Genomic DNA, 19541 nt, shown 5'->3' on the forward strand with positions numbered 1-19541 from the left:
CTCACTTCGTGGCCTCGGCGAGCGCGTTCGCGCCGCCGACGATCTCGCTGATTTCCTGAGTGATCTGGGCTTGCCGCTCGCGGTTGGCTTCCAGCGTCAAGGCTTTGATGAGGTCGTCGGCATTGTCAGTAGCCGACTTCATCGCTCGTTGACGCGATGCCAATTCCGATGCCGCAGATTCTAATAGCGCCGCATAGACCCGCGTGGTCAGATACCGCGGCAGCAGCGACTCAAAGAGCGTGGTGGCGTCCGGTTCGAAAGAGTACAGCGTGCGTGGACCAATCTCCTCCTGCACATATTCCACCACCATCGGGGCGATCCGGCGAGCTTCCGCAGACTGCGACAACATCGATTTGAATTCGGTGTACACGATGTGCAACTCATCGACCCCGACGGAACCATCGGCCCCTGGGCCACCGTCAGCTCCGGCCATGAACGTCTCCACCAGAGTCGACGCGATCGCAGTGGCATTCTCGTAGTGAGGTTGCTCAGAGAACCCCGCCCACGACTCGGTAATGTTCCAATTCCGGAAACTATAGTAGCTCAACGCTTTACGACCCACCACATACAGTACCGGCGTCTTGCCTTCCTCCCGCAGCAAAGAGAACAGCTCCTCGGCGCGGCGGAAAATATTGGCGTTATAGGCACCGCACAGACCACGGTCGGACGACACCACCAGAACGCCTGCCCGTTTCGGCTCAGGACGCTCGACCAGCAACGGATGGTCCAGCGCGGATTCGGCAGCCAGAGTGGTAAGCATGCGAGTGATCTCAAACGCATAGGGCCTGGCGGCCGCGAGCCGGGCCTGCGCCCTGGCGATACGTGACGTTGCGATCAGCTCTTGGGCCTTGGTGATCTTCTTGATCGAACCAGCGGAGCGGATCCGTCCCCGCAATTCGCGAAGTGTGGCAGCCATGGTCGACTACTTCTTCTTCGGTGGCAGCGGCTTGCGGACCTGCACCGCTTCTTTGCCCAGCTTTTCTTCGTCAAGGGCTTCCACGTGCTCGTCGGGGACTACGGAGCCACCGGCCGTGGGAGCAAACCCTTTCTTGAAGTGATTAACCGCCTTGGCCAGCCTGTCGCTGAGCTCTTCGGTGAGCTTCTGCGATTCCCTGAGCTCCGCAAAGATGTCCTGTTCAGAGGCGCGCATGTGGTCCAGGAACTCTGTTTCGAAGCGGCGGACATCTTCGATGGGCACCGAGTCCAGATGGCCGGCGGTGCCCAAAAAGATCGACACCACCTGCTCCTCGACGGGCATCGGCTGGAACTGAGGTTGCTTGAGCAGCTCGACCAGCCTAGCGCCACGCTCCAACTGCGCTTTTGACGTGGCGTCTAGATCGGAAGCGAAGGCGGCGAAGGCTTCTAGTTCGCGATACTGCGAGAGATCCAGGCGCAGCGACCCTGCGACGTCTTTCATAGCCTTGATTTGCGCGTTACCGCCCACCCTGGACACCGACACCCCGACGTTGATCGCCGGGCGCACGCCCTGGTTGAACAGATCGGTCTCCAAGAAACACTGGCCATCGGTGATGGAGATCACGTTGGTGGGGATGTAAGCGGAGATGTCGTTGGCCTTGGTCTCAATGATCGGCAACCCGGTGAGCGAACCACCACCGAGCTCGTCGGAAAGCTTCGCGCAGCGCTCCAGCAAACGCGAGTGTAGGTAGAACACGTCGCCGGGATAGGCTTCCCGGCCGGGGGGACGCCGCAGCAACAGCGAAATCGCACGGTAGGCCTCCGCCTGCTTGGTCAGGTCGTCAAAGACGATCAGCACATGTTTGCCCTCATACATCCAATGCTGGCCGATCGCCGAACCGGTATAGGGAGCAAGCCATTTGAAACCGGCGGATTCCGATGCGGGGGCGGCAACGATGGTGGTGTAGTCCATAGCACCACCCTCTTCCAAAGCCCGGCGCACCGCAGCGATCGTGGTGCCCTTCTGCCCGATCGCGACGTACACACACCGGACCTGCAGCTTGGGATCCCCACTCTCCCAGTTCTTCCGCTGATTGAGGATGGTGTCCACGCAGACCGCGGTCTTGCCCGTCTTGCGGTCGCCGATGATCAGCTGCCGCTGCCCGCGACCGATCGGCGTCATCGAATCGATGGCTTTGATGCCGGTCTGCAGGGGTTCTTTAACACCTTGACGCTGTACCACCGACGGCGCCTGGACCTCCAGTGCGCGCCGGGTCTGGGCGTCGATGTCCCCACCGCCGTCGATCGGCTGCCCGAGCGGGTTGATCACCCGGCCGAGGAACGCATCGCCGACTGGAACTGACAACACTTCCCCGGTGCGTTTAACCTGCTGGCCTTCTTCGATTCGCTCGAAATCCCCGAGGATCACCGCGCCGACACTGTGCTCGTCGAGGTTGAGCGCTACCCCGAGGATTCCGCCTGGGAACTCGAGCAGCTCTTGGGTCATCACCGATGGCAACCCCTCGATATGGGCGATGCCATCCCCGGCGTCGATGACGGTGCCGACCTCCTCGCGAGTGGCATCTGAGGTAAAAGAGCTAACGTATTCCTCGATCGCGCCCTGGATCTCATCCGCGGAGATTGTCAACTCTGCCATAGCTTTTCGTCTTCCTGCTTGATGTTATTGCTCAGTCGGGTAATTGGGTTTCGGCGGCGGTCAGACGAGACGAGAGCGTGCCGTCGATCACCTCGTCGCCGACGCAGATCGACAATCCCCCCAGCAGCGCCGGGTCGATCTGCAGCTGCACGGTCACCGGATGACCGTAGATACGGCCCAATACCCCACTGAGACGGGTGCGCTGGGCTTCGCTGAGCTCGGCCGCCGCGCTGACGTGTGCCACGACCTCGCCTCGGCGAGCCACCGCCACCTCGGCCAGCTCCAGCACCGCCTCCTCAGCCGGCCGGCCCCGTATCAGCTCGATGGTCTGCGACAGCAGCGCCACGGTGATCGAGTTGACGCCGGCGCTGGCGCTCTCCAGCACGTTGCGCAGCAGCCGGATCCGGCCTTCGGCGGGCGCGCCGTAGTCGCCAAGCAGGAGGGCAAGACGGGGCTGCGCGTCCAGAATGCGGCTAAACCGGAACAGCTGATCTTCCACCTCGTCGACCTGACCCGCACGTTCGGCCTGAACCAAAAGCGCCTGCCGCGCAATGTATTCCACTGCATCGATCAGGTCGGACTCGGCCGACCAGCGCGCCGCCACGGCGCTCCGCAACAGCTCGAGTGCGGGGTCTCCGACTTTGCCGGAAACCAGCCGTTCGATCAACCGGATGCGAGGGGTTGCGTCCTCGCTCGGCTGGATGAGATACCGGGTGACCACGAGTTCAGCGTCCAGCAGTTTGGCGACCGATGCCAGCTCCTCGGCCAAAACGGCCAGGCCCCTGTCATCGAGGCCGGTCGCTATCTCGTCGAATCGCTCCAGCAGACCGGTCACCGCTTGTCGACTGGAGGTGCGCATTCTACCCAACACGGGATGCTTGACGTCCGCCGCCGAAGGCGCCATCGCATCCAGCTCGTCGAGGAAGCGATCAACGGTGGCCGACTGCCGCACCGGATTAGCGACATGTTCACGCACCAATTCCCTTGCGCGCTGCACCGATTCGTAACCGAGGTCTTGGCGAAGCTGCCGGATCAGCTGCGCACGAAGCAACTCGACCTGCCGCGCCCCCTGCACTCTAATGCGCTCTACCTCGGCGTCGGCCTGAGCCCGGAGCTGTTCGATGATGCGTTCGGCGTCAAGGCGTGCTTCTTCGGTTACCCGCTGCGCGTCAACTTTGGCGCCTTCCAGGGCCCTGGCATGAGCCTGGCTCGCTTCGGCCAGCAGTTTCGCCGCGCTAGCAGCCTCTTCCAACTCCGTGCGCACCGCGTTCTGCCGGGCCGTCATCAGCGAGCGTACCGGCGGCACGGCGTAGCGCCATACCAGGAACACGATAACCGCGAACCCGAACAGCTGCCCGATAAACGTTGACATGGCCGTTACCGCCCAGCCGTCCTGGTGATCGCCGTCGTCGAGGTCGCTGTGGTGATATCGATGCCCAGGATGCGGCTGGCGAGGGTCGCCGACATCGCCTCCACGCGCGAGCGCAGATCCGCGGCCACCGCATCGCCCTCCCGTTTCAGTTGCTCACCGGCGCTTTGCAGGGTCGCCGCTACCTGTTCCTCAGCGCGCGCCCGCATGTCCTCAAGGATTTTGCGGCCTTGCGCCCGGGCGTCGTCGCGCAAGGTCGACGCCCGAGTCCGGGCCTCACCCATCGCGCGTTCGTAGTCGGCTTGCGCAGCGGCCAACTGCTCGGCCGCCGTCTTGTTGTCTGCCAGGGTTTTGGTGACGATATTCTCGCGCTCCCGCAGCACCTTCATGATCGGCGGCACCACGAAGGTGCCGATCACGCCGAGCACGATCAGGAAAATAACCAGCACAAAGAAGAATGTGCCGTTGGGGATGAGGAAGTTGTTGCCACCTTCCGCCACCGCCCGACCGACGGCGAGAACGCTAGCGCTCACGTGAGCCTGATTCATGAGTTAGCGACACCCACCACAACTTGATTACTTGACCGGTGTTGCGAAAACGAACAGCGCCATGAACGCCAGGTTGATGAAGTACATGGCCTCCACCAGACCCACGGTGATGAAGAATGGGGTGAACAGGCGCCCTTGGGCCTCCGGCTGTCTCGCGATGCCGGAAATCAGCGCATTGCCCGCGACACCGTCGCCGATAGCGGCGCCGACGGCGCCGCCGCCCAAGATCAGTCCACCGCCGATGAGGGCGCCGGCAGCGATAGTGGGATCCATTCCTTATCCTCCTTGGTGTCTGGTAGAGGTCTACCAGTTTTCTTTTTCTGTTGTGTGCCCCGGCCGCTGGCCGTTCTATCCGTGTCCTTCTTCAAGCTCCATTGACTGGCCAAAGTACAAGATCGTCAATAACGCGAAGATGAAAGCCTGGATGAATCCGACAAACAAGTCGAAGGCCTTCCACACCGCGTTGGGTGCCCACAGGATATACGGCGGGAAAAGAGCGATCAGGGCGACCATGATCCCCCCGGCGAAGATATTGCCGAAAAGTCGAAGTGACAGCGAGATCGGCTTGGCGACCTCTTCGACTACGTTGATCGGCGAGAATATCACCCCAACCGCCTTGGGCAGGGTCTCCCATACGTGTCCCTTCAGCACCTTGGCGGGATACCCGGCGATGCCACTGCGCCAGACTCCCGCGAGGTGGTAGCAGACGAACACAAACACGGTGAGCGCCAACACATAGTTGATGTCCGCCGCCGCCGGCTTGAGCAGTTCGGTGGTTTGCCCGGCCGCGTCGGTGTATTGCAGCGGGAGGACCGACAGCCAGTTCGAAACCAGGATGAACACGAAAATCGTCACCGCTAGCGGCAGCACAAACGGTGCGATTCGCATGCCGATGGTGCTCTCAATCTGGTCCCGCATCTGGATGGTGATCGCCTCGAAGAACAACTGCACTCCACTGGGCACGTCCGACGACGTGACTTTGGCACGCAGGAAGAGAGCAAGCGCGATCACGATCACCGCGGCGATCGCGGTCGACAGAATGGTATCGACGTTGACGGTCATCCCGAACCATGTGGCGGTGGCATGCTCGCCGACCTCGATTCGGGCCTCTGCCAAGATCGTCTCACTCATTGCGGGTTCCTTTGCCATCAGTGCCTTCGCCGCCCGGACTCGGGTGACCCGGTGTCGCCGACGACTCCACACCAAAAGTGCGCAGCTTCTTCCACACCGGCACTACGGTCGATGCCACCAATATCACCTGGAAGAGCGCCATCCCGAAGACCACGGCGAGCCCGTCCGGCCGGAAGACAAACGCGATCGTCAAACCAATTACCGTGAGAATCAGCAGCCGTCCCGCGGAATTCACCGCCATCTTCTTTTTCAACGGATGCGCGTCGGCCGTGATCACCGCGACCGATCGCCGCACCAGGAGGGCATTGAGCAAACCCATCAACAGCCCGATGCCAACGAAGGCACCCACCATCGGGCGGCCGAACATACCACCGGTAATGCTGACCGTCAGGGTCAGCACGGCGCAGATGACAAGGAGGCGAAGCGGCCGGAAGACAGCAGAGGGCAACACCAACGGCGCGTCCTGCGCAGGTGTCGTCACTGCGGTACCTCGATCCCGGGTAGATGGAGCCTGACCGATAAATCGGTGACCCGCTGAGCGTATCGGAACGCGCTCCTGGCTCTGGAATCACCCAAGGGACAGCATCCTGTGTCGGTCGTCCATCGGCGCAATCGGGCTTGCTTCCAGCGGACCGCGGGCCGAGGCCGGAGCGGTTTTTCGGGTTCTACCTGCACCGTATCATAGTGGTCGAGCTGCTACTACCTGTCGTCGTAGAGGTCTTGACGCCGGCGCAGGAGCGGGATCAGCGTTGTGATCAGCGCGACCGCGAGCGCGCCCAACATCACCGCGGCGGTGTCGCGTGGGTTGAAGAAGATCGTGCTTGCGGTGCCTAACGCCACAATGCCCACCCACAGATAAATCAGCAGGACCACGCGGCGATGCGAATGTCCGATCTGCAACAATCGGTGATGCAGGTGCATCTTGTCGGGACTGAATGCGCTGCGACCGGCCCGGGTCCGGCGCACGATCGCCAGCAAAAGATCGAGCATCGGTACAAATATCACGGCCACCACCAAGAGAAACGGGGATAGCAGAGCAAACACGTCGCGAGCGCCGTACGCGTTCTGCGAGATGGGGCCGGCGGCGGTGGTCGATGCGGCGGCAAGCATCAAGCCGATCAGCATGGAACCGGAATCGCCCATGAAAATCTTGGCCGGGTGAAAGTTGTGCGGCAGAAAGCCTAGGCAGACCCCGGCGAGCACCACCGAAATCACCGCCGGCGGATAGAACAACACGTCACCACCGTGGTCGCGCAGCAGCCCAACGGAGAACATGCAGATCGCCAACGCCGTGATGAGGCCCAGTCCGGCCGCCAGCCCGTCGAGGCCATCGACAAAGTTCATCGCGTTGACGATCGCCACCGTCAGCGCCAGCGTGAGCAGGATCGAAGACACCTGGTCCAAGACGATGGTGCCGATACCACCAACCGGGATGTACAGCACACTCCAGGCGACCCCCATGGTGACGAGCACGCTGGCAGCGGTGATCTGACCTGCGAACTTCGTCAACGCATCCAGGCCCCACCGGTCATCGATCAGACCGATCCCCATGATCACCGCACCGGCTACAGCCACGGCCGGCATGCCGGAGGAATACATGAAACCCCGGGTGAGCGCCGGAAGCTGGGACGCCAGGAAGACGGCCGTAATGACACCGAGATACATCGCCAACCCGCCCATCCGCGGCGTGGGTGTCACGTGCACATCGCGTTCCCGCGGGTAGGCCACCGCGCCCAGTCGGGTAGCCAGCAGCCGTACGGGCCCAGTTGTGAAGTAGGTGATGATCGCGGCGGTGCCGCCGACCAGGGCGAGTTCACGCAAGGGGACACCCGCGGGCAGATCGGACAGGGCCAGCAGGCCGCGGGTATGACCGTCCATAGCGCTAAACACCGAAAAGACCGTACTGCAGCGGCGTCAGGCTCGGGAAAGTTGTCCGGCTGTTCCCACGCGGGAAATTCACACCGTCAAACTCGCGGGGTCTAGCCGGAGCACCGCGGCGATATCCTCGGCGCTCACCGGACCCGCTCGTAGGACGCGGGGGGCAAGCCCGGTCAGGTCCAGGATGGTCGAGGCAGCCTGCCGGGTAGCCGGGCCCGCGTCAAGATAGACCTCGACAAGATCGCCGAACTGGCGGCGGGCCTCATCCACGTCGGCTGCGGGTGGGCGACCGGAAACGTTCGCACTGGATACCGCCATCGGCCCCACTTCACGCAGCAATTCGATGGCGACCCGATGCAGCGGCATCCGCAGCATCACCGTGCCCCGCGCATCGCCGAGATCCCACTGCAGCGACGGAGCGTGGCGGACCACCAGGCTCAACGCACCCGGCCAGAAAGCCCGCACTAGATCACGGGCCGCGTCGGGCAGGGCGAAAGCCAGACCCTCGATGGTGTGCCAGGAGCCGACCAGCACACCCACCGGCATATCGCGCCCGCGACCCTTGGCCGCCAGCAACGCGGCAACCGCGGCGCTGTCGAAAGCGTCGGCACCGACCCCGTAGACGGTGTCCGTCGGCAACACCACCAGTCGCCCGCTTTTGACCGCACTGACAGCCGCTGCGATCCCGCGGGAACGCTGGTGGGGCTCAGTGCAGTCGAACAGGAGGGTCAACGGCGCTGCTCCTCCTCATCCCTTCGCTATCGCTTCGCTCTGCATCGTCGCCAGCGCAACTCAACGGCGCTGCTTTCCTGCGTGCTGTCACGAACCTCTGCCGGCCGGCCAAGTCCTTGCGGGCAACGATGTCATCGAAAAGTCCTGTGCGGAAGATCAATTCGACAGTACAGCTGGACTTTGCCTCATCGTGCTCAATGCCGAGCATTCCGCCCGGTCGCAGCCAGCGCCCGGCCAGGTCCGCCACCACCGAGATCACCGTCATCCCATCCGGGCCGCCGAACACGGCATGAGGGGGATCATATTGGGCCACTTCGGGTTCTAGCGCGGTGCCGTTGGGAACGTAAGGAGGGTTGGCCACCACGAGGTCGACCTGGCCGTTGAGTTCGGTGAGCAGCCCCGGGGTAGTGACGTCGGCGCGCACCAGCACCACCCCGGTGCCCGCGACGTTGTGCCGCGCGTAGTTCAGGGCGTCGTCGGAGTCATCAATACCGACCACCCGGGCTTCAGGCCAGTGATGGGCCAACGCGACCGCCAGCGCCCCCGACCCGGTGCAGACGTCGACGATCACCGGCCGGACCGGAAGCCGTTGCGCAGTCGCCCATGCCAGCAGGGCTTCGGTCTCCGGACGCGGTATGAACACGCCCGGCCCGACGCGCAGCACCACCGGCCCGAAGGCCACCGTCCCGGTGAGATGCTGCAGCGGTATCCGGCGCGAACGCGCACCCACCACGTCGTGGTAGCGCGCGAAGAACTCGTCAGGCGGATCGAGCAACGCCAGCCTGCCGCGATCGGTTCCCGCGAGGTGAGCCGCCAGCAGCTCGGCATCGCAGCGAGCCGAATCGATTCCCGCGTCGGCGAGCACCGCCGCCGCAGAGTCAATAGCGCGCCGTAGCCGGGTCGTCATTCCTGCCGCAGCCGGGACTGCCGGTCGGCGGCGGCCAGCGCATCTAATAATGCATCCAGGTCGCCGTCGAGAACCTGATCGAGGTTATGAGCCTTGTAACCGATGCGGTGGTCGGTGATCCGGTTCTCCGGGAAGTTATAGGTGCGAATGCGTTCGCTGCGGTCCACGGTACGGATCTGACTGGCCCGATCCGCCGCAGCCTCGGCCAGTGCCTGCGCCTCGGCCATTGCCTGCAAACGCGCGGCCAGCACCTGCAACGCCCGGGTTTTGTTCTGCAACTGTGAGCGCTCGTTTTGGCAGGTGACCACGGTCCCCGTGGGGAGATGGGTGATCCGCACCGCCGAGTCGGTGGTGTTGACACCTTGCCCACCCTTACCGGAGGAGCGGTAGACATCGATGCGCAGATCTGACTCGTCGATGTGCACCGCACCGACCTCCTCCGGCTCCGGGTAGACCAGCACGCCGGCCGCCGAAGTGTGGACGCGACCCTGGGATTCGGTCACCGGCACGCGTTGCACACGGTGCACCCCGCCCTCGAACTTCAAGCGCGACCACACTCCCTCGGCGGCGTTTACTTTGCTGGCAATAGACAGCGTCGCATCCTTGTACCCGCCCAAATCCGAGAAGGTCTCATCGAGCACGGTCACCGTCCAGCCGCGTCGCTCCGCATAACGGATGTACATGCGGGCGAGGTCGGCAGCGAATAGCGCTGACTCCTCCCCTCCCTCACCGGATTTAACTTCCAAGATGATGTCATCGGCATCGTGGGGGTCGCGGGGCGCCAGCATATCAGCTAGCTGGGTGTCCAGTTCGGCTACCCGGGTTTCCAATTCGGCTACGTCTGCGGCGAACGAGGTGTCGGCCACGGCCAGCTCGCGCGCGGTCTCCAGGTCACTGCGCGCGGACTCCAGCTTGCGGTAGGTGGCGATGATCGGCGCCAGCTGTGCGAATCGGCGCCCGGCCTTGCGGGCGGCGGCGGGCTTGCCGTGCAGGCCAGGGTCCGCCAACTGACGCTCGAGATCAGCGTGTTCGGCGAGCAACGCGTCAATCGCCTGCACGCTTTGCGTCATGTCGACCCTCCTAACCCCAAACACCAACCGACGCCCGGTCTGCGCGGGATTGGCGCACAGTTCGGGCGTCGGCAAGCCAGCTACTTGTGGGTCTTTCCAGACGGCCCTGCCTTCCCAGAGTTCTCCGCCCTCTCAGCACCCACCTTGCGCTTGCCGTAGCGCTTCTCGAAGCGGGCCACCCGCCCGCCGCTGTCAAGGATCTTCTGCTTGCCGGTGTAAAACGGATGACACTGCGAGCAAACCTCGACGTTGATGCGGCCACCCGGCTTGGTGCTGCGCGTCTGGAATGTGTTTCCGCATCCACAGACCACCGTGGTCTCGCCGTAGGCAGGATGGATACCAGATTTCATAAAGCCCTCTTCGGTCATCAGCCTCCGAGCCCCGGCAGTCGAGCTTAAGCCGGAAGCTGGGATGGTGGAGGTGGTCAACACCAATTATGCCAGGTCAACCACTATCATCCCAAACACCGGGATGAGCGTACGCATTCCCAACGCCCGGTTACCGGCACCGGATCTACCGGTTCCGGCCGTTCTCACCTAATAGGCCCCCGCCCTGAAGTCAGTCGTTATCCAAACCGCCCGGTGCCGTCTTGGACACCTGCATCAGGAATTCGTAATTGTTCTTGGTCTTGCGCAACTGCGAGATCAGCAGGTCGATGGCCTGGTGGGAGTCCAGACCCGAGAGCAGGCGGCGTAGCTTGTGCACGACGGCGAACTCGTCGGGCGACAATAGCAACTCGTCCTTGCGGGTGCCGGAGGGGTTCACATCGACCGCGGGGAAAACCCGCCGCTCGGCGATCTTGCGGTCAAGCTTGAGCTCGGCGTTGCCAGTACCCTTGAACTCCTCGAAGATCACCGTGTCGCCCTGTGAGCCGGTCTCGACCATTGCCGTGGCAATAACGGTGAGCGAGCCACCCTCTTCGATGTTGCGGGCCGCGCCGAGAAACCGTTTGGGCGGGTATAACGCCGTGGAGTCGACACCCCCGGAAAGGATGCGGCCCGATGCCGGCGATGCGTTGTTGTAGGCGCGGCCCAACCGGGTGATCGAGTCCAGCAGCACGACCACGTCTTTGCCCTGCTCGACAAGCCGCTTGGCACGCTCGGTTGCAAGCTCGGCGACCGAGGTGTGATCCGACGGCGGCCGGTCGAATGTCGAGGCGATGACCTCGCCCTTGACCGAGCGCTGCATGTCGGTGACCTCTTCCGGCCGCTCGTCGACGAGCACCACCATCAGATGGCATTCCGGGTTATTCGTGGTGATCGCATTGGCGATGTCCTTGAGGATCGTCGTCTTACCGGCCTTGGGCGGGGACACGATAAGGGCGCGCTGACCCTTGCCGATCGGCATGATCAAATCGATGACCCGCGTGGTCAGCTTGTCGCTCGTGGTTTCCAGCCGCAACCGCTGGTTGGGGTACAGCGGCGTCAATTTGCCAAATTCGGGGCGCTTCTTGGCGTCTTCGACCGGCCCGCCGTTCACGCTGTCCAGGCGCACCAGCGGATTAAACTTCTGCCGCTGGTTGGGCTGCTCGCCCTCCCTGGGCAACCGCACGGCGCCGGTCACCGCATCGCCGCGGCGCAGGCCATACTTGCGCACCATGTTCATTGACACATACACGTCGTGCGGGCCGGCAAGGTAACCCGACGTGCGCACGAAGGCGTAATTGTCGAGGACGTCGAGGACGCCCGCCACCGGCTGGATGATGTCGTCCTCACGCAGTTCCGCGTCGGCATTATCGGCCGATCGCTCACCACGGCGCCGACGATCACGGAACCGCCGTCCTCGCCGCCCTTGACGCCCCTCAACGTCCTCGTCGCCCCGGGCTTGCTGTTCACCCTGCTGGTCGCCGCCCTGATCGCTGTCTTTATCCGCAGTTTCGGAGGGTGCCTCCGCCTCCCGTGGCCCGGCGCCACCCGCTGACTCGGGGGCCCCGGTAACCGCTTCGGTTCGCACGTGGCCGGTCGGCCCCCCGGCGTCGTCCCGGGCACCACGGTCTTGTGCCGGAGCCTCGCCGCGCGGCTGCGCGCCGTCGGCCCGTTGTTGGCTTTCCCGGATCGCGGCGATCAATTCGCTCTTGCGCATCCCCGACGTGCCCTTGACGCCGGCCCGAGTGGCGAGCGCACGCAATTCGGGCAACACCATGCCCGCCAGTGAGCCATCCGACGAGATGCTGGCCTCCACGAGGGTGGGCGTGTCGGTGCCGGGCAAGGCAGGGCCGGGCCCAACAGGCATGGGTGCTTCCGCGCCGGACGGGGCGAGCTCGGAGGTGTGTGTGATCACGGAATTAGACAGCCGGTTTTTTTCGGTGCTATCGCCAGCCGTAATGAGGTCCGTTTCTGTCACGGATTTCCTTTCTTCCCTCGCTGATTGCGTCATGCAAGGGGTTCGTTACATTCAGCCAGATCGCTGAGTGCTCCCAGTCATCGACTCTGCGCCGGTGATCGCCCGGAGTGTCGGCTCAAACGGCGAACCATCGTCACGAGAGGAATTGGTGGTGGTCCTAGCGGCAAGACAGTATCGATGCAGATGCGGGCCCTGCGATTACTGGACGAGTCCGAGGATAACGCGCATCGGTGCCCGGCGCAAGGAGCCGCATTGCCCCGCACCCACGCAGGTTAACTGACGACGGTGACGCCGGAACTCCAGCGAACCCCTTCGCCGGCAGCCATCTCGCTGACGGTAAAACCGTTTGCGACCCCGTACTCGACCGTCTCCAAAGGCAGCTCCGGCTCCGTGCTCAGGGCGATCACCGCAGGTCCGGCGCCGGAAAGCACCGCTGCGATGTCATAACGCCGCAATAGCCGCAGGTATTCCGCCGACGCCGGCATCGCCGGAGCACGCTGGGGCTGATGCAGCACATCCTCGGTGGCCGCCATCAGCAGATCCGGCCGTTCGGTGAGCGCAACTACCAGCAACGCTGCACGGCTGAGGTTGAACCGGGCGTCGTCGTGGCTGACCTGCGCGGGCAGCAGCACCCGGGTCTCCGCCGTCAGCGAACGTTCCTCGGGAACCGCGAGGAACAACCGGATGTCCGGGTGAAGCCGTAACCGTACCGCTGCGTAGCCGGGAGGATCATAGGAGCGGTCGATCCACGAGACCACCGCGCCACCCAAGACGGCCGCGGCGGCGTTGTCCGGGTGACCCTCAAACTCCGATGAGAGCTGGATCAGCTCAGCCTCGCTGAATGGTATCGAATCTACTTGCGCAGCAAGACCATTGACTATCGCCAGCCCACCGACAACGGCGGCGGCGGACGAACCGACACCCCGGGAGTGCGGGATGGCGTTACGGCAACGCACCACCAAGCCCGCGGCGCTGATGCCTGCAGCCCGCAGCCCGCGCTGAATTGCCCGGACCACCAGGTGGGTCGGCCCCAGCGGCACCTGGCCGGCACCTTCGCCCTCGACCTCCACAACAAGGCCGGAATCCGTTGTCTCGACCATGATCTCGTCGTAAAGGCTCAGTGCCAGCCCGATGCTGTCGAAACCTGGGCCTAGGTTGGCGCTGGACGCCGCCACAATGGCGCCGGCCAACAGCCCGGGAGGCAACGGCTGAGTCAACGGCCACCCTTCACGAGAGCCCCAGTTGCTCGAGAACTGCGACCGGGTCCACGGGCACGGCTGACACGGTTGGCAAGTCGCGCAGCGCAGTGTCGGGATCCTTGAGACCGTTGCCGGTTACCGTGCACACCACCGTCGAGCCGCGCGATACCCAGCCGTCCTCGACGGCTTTGAGCAAACCCGCGATACTCGCCGCCGAGGCGGGTTCCACGAAGACGCCTTCAACGCCGGCCACCAGGTGGTAGGCGGCCAGGATCTCCTCATCGGTGGCGGCCAGAAAGCGCCCCTTTGACTGCTGCCGGGCGGCCACGGCCGACGCCCACGACGCCGGTACTCCGATGCGAATCGCGGTCGCGATAGTCTCTGGCCGGGGCACCGGCTTACCCGATACCAGCGGCGCTGCGCCAGCCGCCTGCGTACCCAACATCCGGGGCAGCGTGTCGGCCATGCCTGCGACGTGATACTCAACGTACCCCTTCCAGTACGCGGTGATGTTACCGGCATTGCCGACTGGAAGAGCATGCACGTCCGGCGCGGTGCCCAGGGCGTCGACGATCTCGAATGCAGCCGTTTTTTGTCCCTCGATCCGCAGTGGGTTCACCGAGTTGACCAACGAGATGGCCGGAAAATCGGCGGACAATTTGCGGGCCAGCTCCAGGCAGTCATCGAAGTTGCCGTCGATCTGGATAATCTTGGCGCCGTGCATGACGGCCTGCGCCAGCTTGCCCATCGCAATTTTGCCCTGCGGTATCAGCACCGCGCATGCGATGCCGGCGCGGGCCGCATACGCCGCCGCCGATGCCGAGGTGTTTCCCGTCGACGCACACAACACCGCCTGTTGCCCACGAGCCAGCGCGTCGGTGACCGCCAGTGTCATGCCACGGTCCTTAAAGGAACCGGTTGGATTGAGCCCCTCGACCTTTAGATAAATCGTGCAGCCCGTCTGCTCGGAGAGCCTGATCGCCGGGATGAGCGGGGTGCCGCCTTCGAGCAGTGTGACAGGTCTCCAGTTCTCGGCTACCGGCAGCTGGTCACGGTAGGCCGCGATCACCCCTGGCCAAGGCTGGCGAGTCGCCGTGCCGGGGGCGCTCATGGGCTGGATCCTTCCAGCCGCAGCACATTGGCCACCCGCTGAACCACGTCGAGGTCGGCCAGCGCGGCTACGGTTTCCGACACCGCAGCGTCGGTGGCATGGTGCGTGACCACGACAATGCGCGCCCCCACTCGCTGGCCGCCGTCATCGACCACGCCTTCCTGGCGCACCTCGGCGATACTTACCTCACGCTTAGCGAATTCTGCTGCAACCGAGGACAATACACCCGGCCTATCGGCTACGTACATGCTGATGTAGTAACGGGCCGATATGAAGCCAATCGGCATGACTGGCAATTGAGCGTATTTGGACTCCCGTGGCCCGCGGCTGCCCAGGACCCGGTTGCGGGCAGCCATCACCAAATCGCCGGCCACCGCCGAAGCGGTCGGCGTTCCGCCGGCGCCCTGGCCATAGAACATCAGCAGCCCTGCCGCCTCGGCTTCAACCACCACGGCGTTAAAGGCGCCGTTGACTCCGGCCAACGGATGCGTCAAGGGAACCAGCGCCGGATAGACACGGGCCGAAACACGTTGGCCTGCGTCGGTAGTGATCCGCTCGCATATCGACAGCAATTTGATGGTGCAACCAAGGGCACGCGCGGAGGCGAAATCGGCCGGGGTAATCCCGGTGATGCCCTCGCGATAGACGTCGTCTGCGGTTACCCGGGTATGAAAGGCGATGGATGCCAGAATCGCAGCTTTGGCCGCAGCGTCGTAGCCTTCTACGTCAGAGGTGGGATCGGCCTCCGCGTAGCCGAGTGCGCTCGCGTCGGCCAGCGCCTGCGCATAATCGCGTCCGGTGCTTGCCATCTCAGAGAGAATGTAGTTAGTGGTACCGTTGACAATACCGACTACCCGCAGGACCGTGTCGCCGGCCAGCGATTGGGTCAGCGGACGGATAACCGGGATGGCGCCTGCGACCGCCGCTTCGAAATATAAGTCGACATTGGCGCTTTCGGCGGCCTGGGCCAACTCGCCGGTGGATGTGGACAACAAGGCTTTATTTGCGGTGACGACGGACTTTCCGCGCTCCAGTGCGGACAGGATCGCCTTGCGGGCCGGTTCCACCGGACCCATCAGTTCGACGACGATATCGACGTCCTCCCGCGAGACCAGTTCGTCGATGTTGTCGGTAAGCAACTCGACCGGAACGCCACGATCGGCGGCAACCCGGCGAACACCGATGCCACGCAGCACCAGTGGGGCGCCGATACGCGCCGCGAGGTCCTCAGCGCTGTTCTCGATGATGCGGACAACTTCGCTGCCTACGTTGCCCAGGCCCAGTACTGCCACACCGACCGGATTTTCCGGGCCAAACACGCTCACCTCGCCTCCAGACTCAGCAGGTCATCGACCGTCTCGCGGCGCAGGACAAGGCGAGCATGCCCGTCACGCACCGCTACCACCGCCGGACGGCCGATCATGTTATAGCGGCTCGACAGCGAATAGCAGTACGCACCGGTAGCGGCCACCGCAAGTAAATCCCCCGGCGCTATATCGGCTGGCACCCAGGCATCACGCACAATGACATCACCACTTTCGCAATGCTTTCCAACAATGCGGGCAGACACCGGTGGGGCATCGCTGGCTCTGGATGCCAAGCGCACGTCATAGCGCGCACCGTAGAGCGCCGTGCGGATGTTATCGCTCATGCCGCCGTCGACGCTGACGTAGCGGCGGTTGGTGGAAGCGCTCACGTCCACGTCCTTGACGGTGCCGACCTCATACACCGTTACGGTACCCGGTCCTGCGATGGCACGTCCCGGCTCGACAACCAGCCGGGGGGTCGGCAGGCCAATCGCCGCCGACTCGGTGCGCACAATGGCGCTGAGCTTCGCCGCCAACTCGCCCATCGGCGGCGGATCGTCGCATGGCAGATACGAAATGCCCATGCCGCCGCCAAGGTCCACAACTGAAATTTGGGTTGCCTTGTCGAGGCCGAACTTTCCGGCGATATCGCCCAATAGGCTGATGATCCGGTGCGCGGCGATCTCGAAGCCAGCGATATCGAGGATCTGGGATCCGATATGGCTGTGCAGGCCCACCAGTCGGAGATGTCTAGTGGCGAATATCCGCTCCACCGCACGCATCGCCGCGCCGCTGGCCAGCGAGAGCCCAAATTTCTGATCTTCGTGCGCGGTCGCAATGAACTCATGCGTGTGGGCTTCGACACCTACGGTGACACGCACCAGCACGTCCTGTACCACACCGGCGTCGGCCGCGATGGCGTCGAGTCGCTCGATCTCGGCCATCGAGTCCACGACAACAAGCCCAATACGGGCTGCGACCGCCATACTCAGCTCTGCGAGCGATTTGTTGTTGCCATGTAACACGATGCGCTTCACAGGGAAATGGGCGCGCAATGCCACGGCCAGCTCCCCGCCAGTGCACACGTCAAGCGAGAGGCCTTCATCGTCGACCCAACGTGCGATTTCTGTGCAGAGGAAGGCTTTCGCTGCATAGTGGACATTCTGCGGGCCGCCGAACGCCGCCGCGATGTCTCGGCACCGAGAGCGGAAGTCGTCTTCGTCGACAACGAACAGTGGTGTGCCGTATTCCCGTGCCAGCTGGGTCAGCAAAACTCCCGCAATACCGATTGCGCCATTCTCGTAGCGAAACGCGTTATGCGGCCATACGTTTGGTGATAGATACAACAGTTCGTCGGTTGATCGCGGCTGTGGCAGACTGCCACCGTAGTCGATCTCCTCGGCGTGGAAAGCGTGCAGGGGGCGGGCGGCGTGCGTGTTCACATTCGCTCCGGCGCGCTAACTCCGAGAATGGCCAACCCGTTGGCGATGACTTGACGGGCAGCTTGGCACAGTGCGAGACGGGCAGCATGCAGCTGGTTGGGTTCCTCCTCGCCTTGCGGCAGCACCCGGCACGAGTCGTAGAACCGGTGGTAATCGCCGGCGAGGTCCTCCAGGTAGCGGCATACACGATGTGGCTCTCGCAGGGACGCAGCGGTTTTCAGTATCCGCGGGAACTCGCCGATGGTGCGCACCAGCGCACCCTCTTTATCATGAGTGAGCACTTCAAGGTGCCCAGTGTCGGGGACCAACCCGAGTTCGGCCGCGTTACGGGCCAGTGCCGAGAGTCGAGCATGTGCGTATTGCACGTAATAGACCGGGTTGTCGTTTGATGCCGAGGACCATAGCTTTAGGTCGATGTCGATCGGTGTGTCCACCGACGAGCGGATCAAACTGTAGCGGGCGGCGTCGACGCCGATAGCCTCCACCAGATCGTCGAGTGTGATTACGGTGCCTGCACGTTTGCTCATCCGCACCGGTTGGCCGTCGCGCACCAGGTTGACCATCTGGCCAATGAGCACCTCGACGGTGGCCGGGTCGTCGCCGAGAGCGGCAGCGGCGGCCTTGAGCCGGGCGATGTACCCGTGATGGTCGGCGCCGAGCATGTAAATGCACAAGTTGAAGCCGCGCTGCCGCTTGTCAAGGTAGTAGGCCAGGTCAGCGGCGAAATAGGTTGGGGTGCCGTCGCTTTTGATGACGACGCGGTCTTTATCGTCGCCGAATGCACTGGTGCGCAACCACAGCGCACCATCTTTTTCGTAAATATTTCCGATCTGGCGGAGCCTTTGGATGGCCTGCTCGACGCGGCCACTACTGTGCATCGACTGCTCGTGAGTGTAGACATCGAAATCGGTGCCGAACTCGTGCAACGACCGCTTGATATGGGCGAACATCAGCTCGACACCGATCGCCCGGAACGTCTCCCGCATCTCGCCCTCGGGCAGCTGCAGCGCGTTAGGCGCCTGCCGCAGCACCTGCGCGGCGAGGTCGGTGATGTAGGTGCCCGCGTAGCCGTCAGGCGGCGTGGGCTCGCCCTTGGCCGCGGCGATCAGCGAGTCGGTGAAGCGGTCGATTTGCGCGCCGTGATCGTTGAAGTAGTACTCGCGCACCACTTCGGCTCCCTGGGTCGACAACAGTCGGCCCAAGGCGTCGCCGACAGCGGCCCAGCGGGTGCCGCCGATGTGGATGGGTCCGGTCGGATTGGCCGAGACGAATTCCAGGTTGATCCTTTGCCCGGCCAACTCGTCGGAGTTACCGTAGCTCTTGCCCGCCTCGATAACCTTGGTGATGACGCTGCCCTGCGCCGAGGCTTGCAGTCGCATGTTGACAAAACCGGGTCCGGCCACCTCCGCCGCCGCGATCCCGGCAGCGCCCGCCAGCGCCTCGGCGAGCCACCCGGCGAGTTCACGTGGATTTTTGCCGACCTTTCCGGCGAGCTGCAGGGCCAGGTTACTGGCGTAATCGCCGTGCTCGGGGTTGCGCGGACGCTCGACGATGACCGTCGCCGGCAACGCGGCCGAGTCCAGACCACGCTCGGCCAACACGGCGGCCGCAGTGGTCTTGAGCAGCTCAGCCAGCTCGGCAGGGGTCACGAAGGTCCATCCTATGGGCTGTTGTGGTCGCGTCCCGAATCCATCCGCTGCCTGCCCGGTGCCGATGCGTTAGGCTGGCGGGGCCCGATCGGCGCGGCACCATGCGCATGCGCCCCCGTAGCTCAGGGGATAGAGCGTCTGCCTCCGGAGCAGAAGGTCGCAGGTTCGAATCCTGTCGGGGGCACCATCTGACCAGCGGCGGTCTTCCGGCCGGGCCGCCCGGCCCGGCACTTCGGACTCCCGTCATCCCCACTGCAACGTTCGTCAGTCACATTAACCACAT

General features: G+C 63.8%; 17 protein-coding genes, 1 tRNA gene and 1 pseudogene. 1 reads left to right on the forward strand and 18 read right to left on the reverse strand.

From position 1 onward, the window contains the following. Nucleotide 1 precedes the first annotated feature (1 nt). The 18 genes and pseudogenes from MSM1_RS02605 to argS form a co-directional block, all read right to left on the reverse strand. The gene (locus MSM1_RS02605) at nt 2-916 is read right to left on the reverse strand and encodes a F0F1 ATP synthase subunit gamma (protein ID WP_213440051.1); all 915 of its coding nucleotides are present in this window, start codon (nt 914-916) and stop codon (nt 2-4) included. A gap of 6 nt (nt 917-922) precedes the next feature. Further along, a complete protein-coding gene (gene atpA / locus MSM1_RS02610) occupies nt 923-2572 on the reverse strand; it encodes a F0F1 ATP synthase subunit alpha (RefSeq protein WP_213440052.1) in 1650 nt (549 codons plus the stop codon). Nucleotides 2573-2603: 31 nt separating this feature from the next. Next, nucleotides 2604-3944, reverse strand: a complete 1341-nt coding sequence (locus tag MSM1_RS02615; RefSeq protein WP_213440053.1) for a F0F1 ATP synthase subunit B/delta — start codon at nt 3942-3944, stop codon at nt 2604-2606. A gap of 5 nt (nt 3945-3949) precedes the next feature. Beyond that, nucleotides 3950-4489, reverse strand: coding sequence for a F0F1 ATP synthase subunit B (locus MSM1_RS02620; RefSeq protein ID WP_213440054.1), 540 nt, complete (start codon nt 4487-4489; stop codon nt 3950-3952). A gap of 27 nt (nt 4490-4516) precedes the next feature. Then, nucleotides 4517-4762, reverse strand: a complete 246-nt coding sequence (locus MSM1_RS02625; protein ID WP_163757639.1) for a F0F1 ATP synthase subunit C — start codon at nt 4760-4762, stop codon at nt 4517-4519. 75 nt (nt 4763-4837) lie between these two features. Continuing rightward, nucleotides 4838-5620 (reverse strand): F0F1 ATP synthase subunit A, encoded by a 783-nt coding sequence (atpB, locus tag MSM1_RS02630; protein WP_213440055.1) that lies wholly within the window; start codon nt 5618-5620, stop codon nt 4838-4840. Then, nucleotides 5613-6101: an ATP synthase subunit I gene (locus MSM1_RS02635; RefSeq protein ID WP_213440056.1), complete on the reverse strand. Its 489-nt coding sequence runs from the start codon at nt 6099-6101 to the stop codon at nt 5613-5615. Before MSM1_RS02635 ends, atpB begins: the two co-directional genes overlap by 8 nt. 218 nt (nt 6102-6319) lie before the next feature. Next, nucleotides 6320-7529: pseudogene (locus MSM1_RS02640) on the reverse strand (glycosyltransferase family 4 protein). 47 nt (nt 7530-7576) lie between these two features. After that, nucleotides 7577-8230, reverse strand: coding sequence for an L-threonylcarbamoyladenylate synthase (locus tag MSM1_RS02645; protein WP_213440057.1), 654 nt, complete (start codon nt 8228-8230; stop codon nt 7577-7579). Continuing rightward, on the reverse strand, nt 8205-9137 hold the full coding sequence (prmC, locus tag MSM1_RS02650; RefSeq protein WP_213440058.1) for a peptide chain release factor N(5)-glutamine methyltransferase: 933 nt from the start codon (nt 9135-9137) through the stop codon (nt 8205-8207). Before prmC ends, MSM1_RS02645 begins: the two co-directional genes overlap by 26 nt. Continuing rightward, complete coding sequence (prfA, locus tag MSM1_RS02655; protein WP_213440059.1) at nt 9134-10207, reverse strand: peptide chain release factor 1; 1074 nt, start codon at nt 10205-10207, stop codon at nt 9134-9136. Before prfA ends, prmC begins: the two co-directional genes overlap by 4 nt. Before the next feature lie 80 nt (nt 10208-10287). Continuing rightward, nucleotides 10288-10557 (reverse strand): 50S ribosomal protein L31, encoded by a 270-nt coding sequence (gene rpmE / locus MSM1_RS02660; RefSeq protein ID WP_213440060.1) that lies wholly within the window; start codon nt 10555-10557, stop codon nt 10288-10290. 208 nt (nt 10558-10765) lie between these two features. Then, nucleotides 10766-12550 carry a transcription termination factor Rho gene (gene rho, locus MSM1_RS02665; RefSeq protein ID WP_213440061.1) on the reverse strand — a complete coding sequence of 595 codons (1785 nt, stop codon included), beginning with the start codon at nt 12548-12550 and terminating at the stop codon, nt 10766-10768. Nucleotides 12551-12822: 272 nt separating this feature from the next. Continuing rightward, nucleotides 12823-13767 carry a homoserine kinase gene (gene thrB / locus MSM1_RS02670; RefSeq protein ID WP_213440062.1) on the reverse strand — a complete coding sequence of 315 codons (945 nt, stop codon included), beginning with the start codon at nt 13765-13767 and terminating at the stop codon, nt 12823-12825. A 10-nt stretch (nt 13768-13777) separates the two neighbouring features. Further along, a complete protein-coding gene (thrC, locus tag MSM1_RS02675; protein WP_213440063.1) occupies nt 13778-14860 on the reverse strand; it encodes a threonine synthase in 1083 nt (360 codons plus the stop codon). Continuing rightward, nucleotides 14857-16179 carry a homoserine dehydrogenase gene (locus tag MSM1_RS02680; RefSeq protein ID WP_213441308.1) on the reverse strand — a complete coding sequence of 441 codons (1323 nt, stop codon included), beginning with the start codon at nt 16177-16179 and terminating at the stop codon, nt 14857-14859. The genes thrC and MSM1_RS02680 overlap by 4 nt, the downstream gene beginning before the upstream one ends. Nucleotides 16180-16181: 2 nt before the next feature. Continuing rightward, nucleotides 16182-17561, reverse strand: coding sequence for a diaminopimelate decarboxylase (gene lysA / locus MSM1_RS02685; protein WP_374101684.1), 1380 nt, complete (start codon nt 17559-17561; stop codon nt 16182-16184). Nucleotides 17562-17605: 44 nt separating this feature from the next. Next, nucleotides 17606-19258 (reverse strand): arginine--tRNA ligase, encoded by a 1653-nt coding sequence (gene argS / locus MSM1_RS02690; protein WP_213440064.1) that lies wholly within the window; start codon nt 19256-19258, stop codon nt 17606-17608. A gap of 111 nt (nt 19259-19369) precedes the next feature. On the opposite strand from argS, the gene MSM1_RS02695 reads away from it, so the two are divergent. Continuing rightward, a tRNA-Arg gene (locus tag MSM1_RS02695) sits at nt 19370-19445 on the forward strand. Nucleotides 19446-19541: the final 96 nt, after the last annotated feature.

The sequence above is a fragment of the Mycobacterium sp. SM1 genome (assembly GCF_018361265.1).
GTDB lineage: Bacteria > Actinomycetota > Actinomycetes > Mycobacteriales > Mycobacteriaceae > Mycobacterium.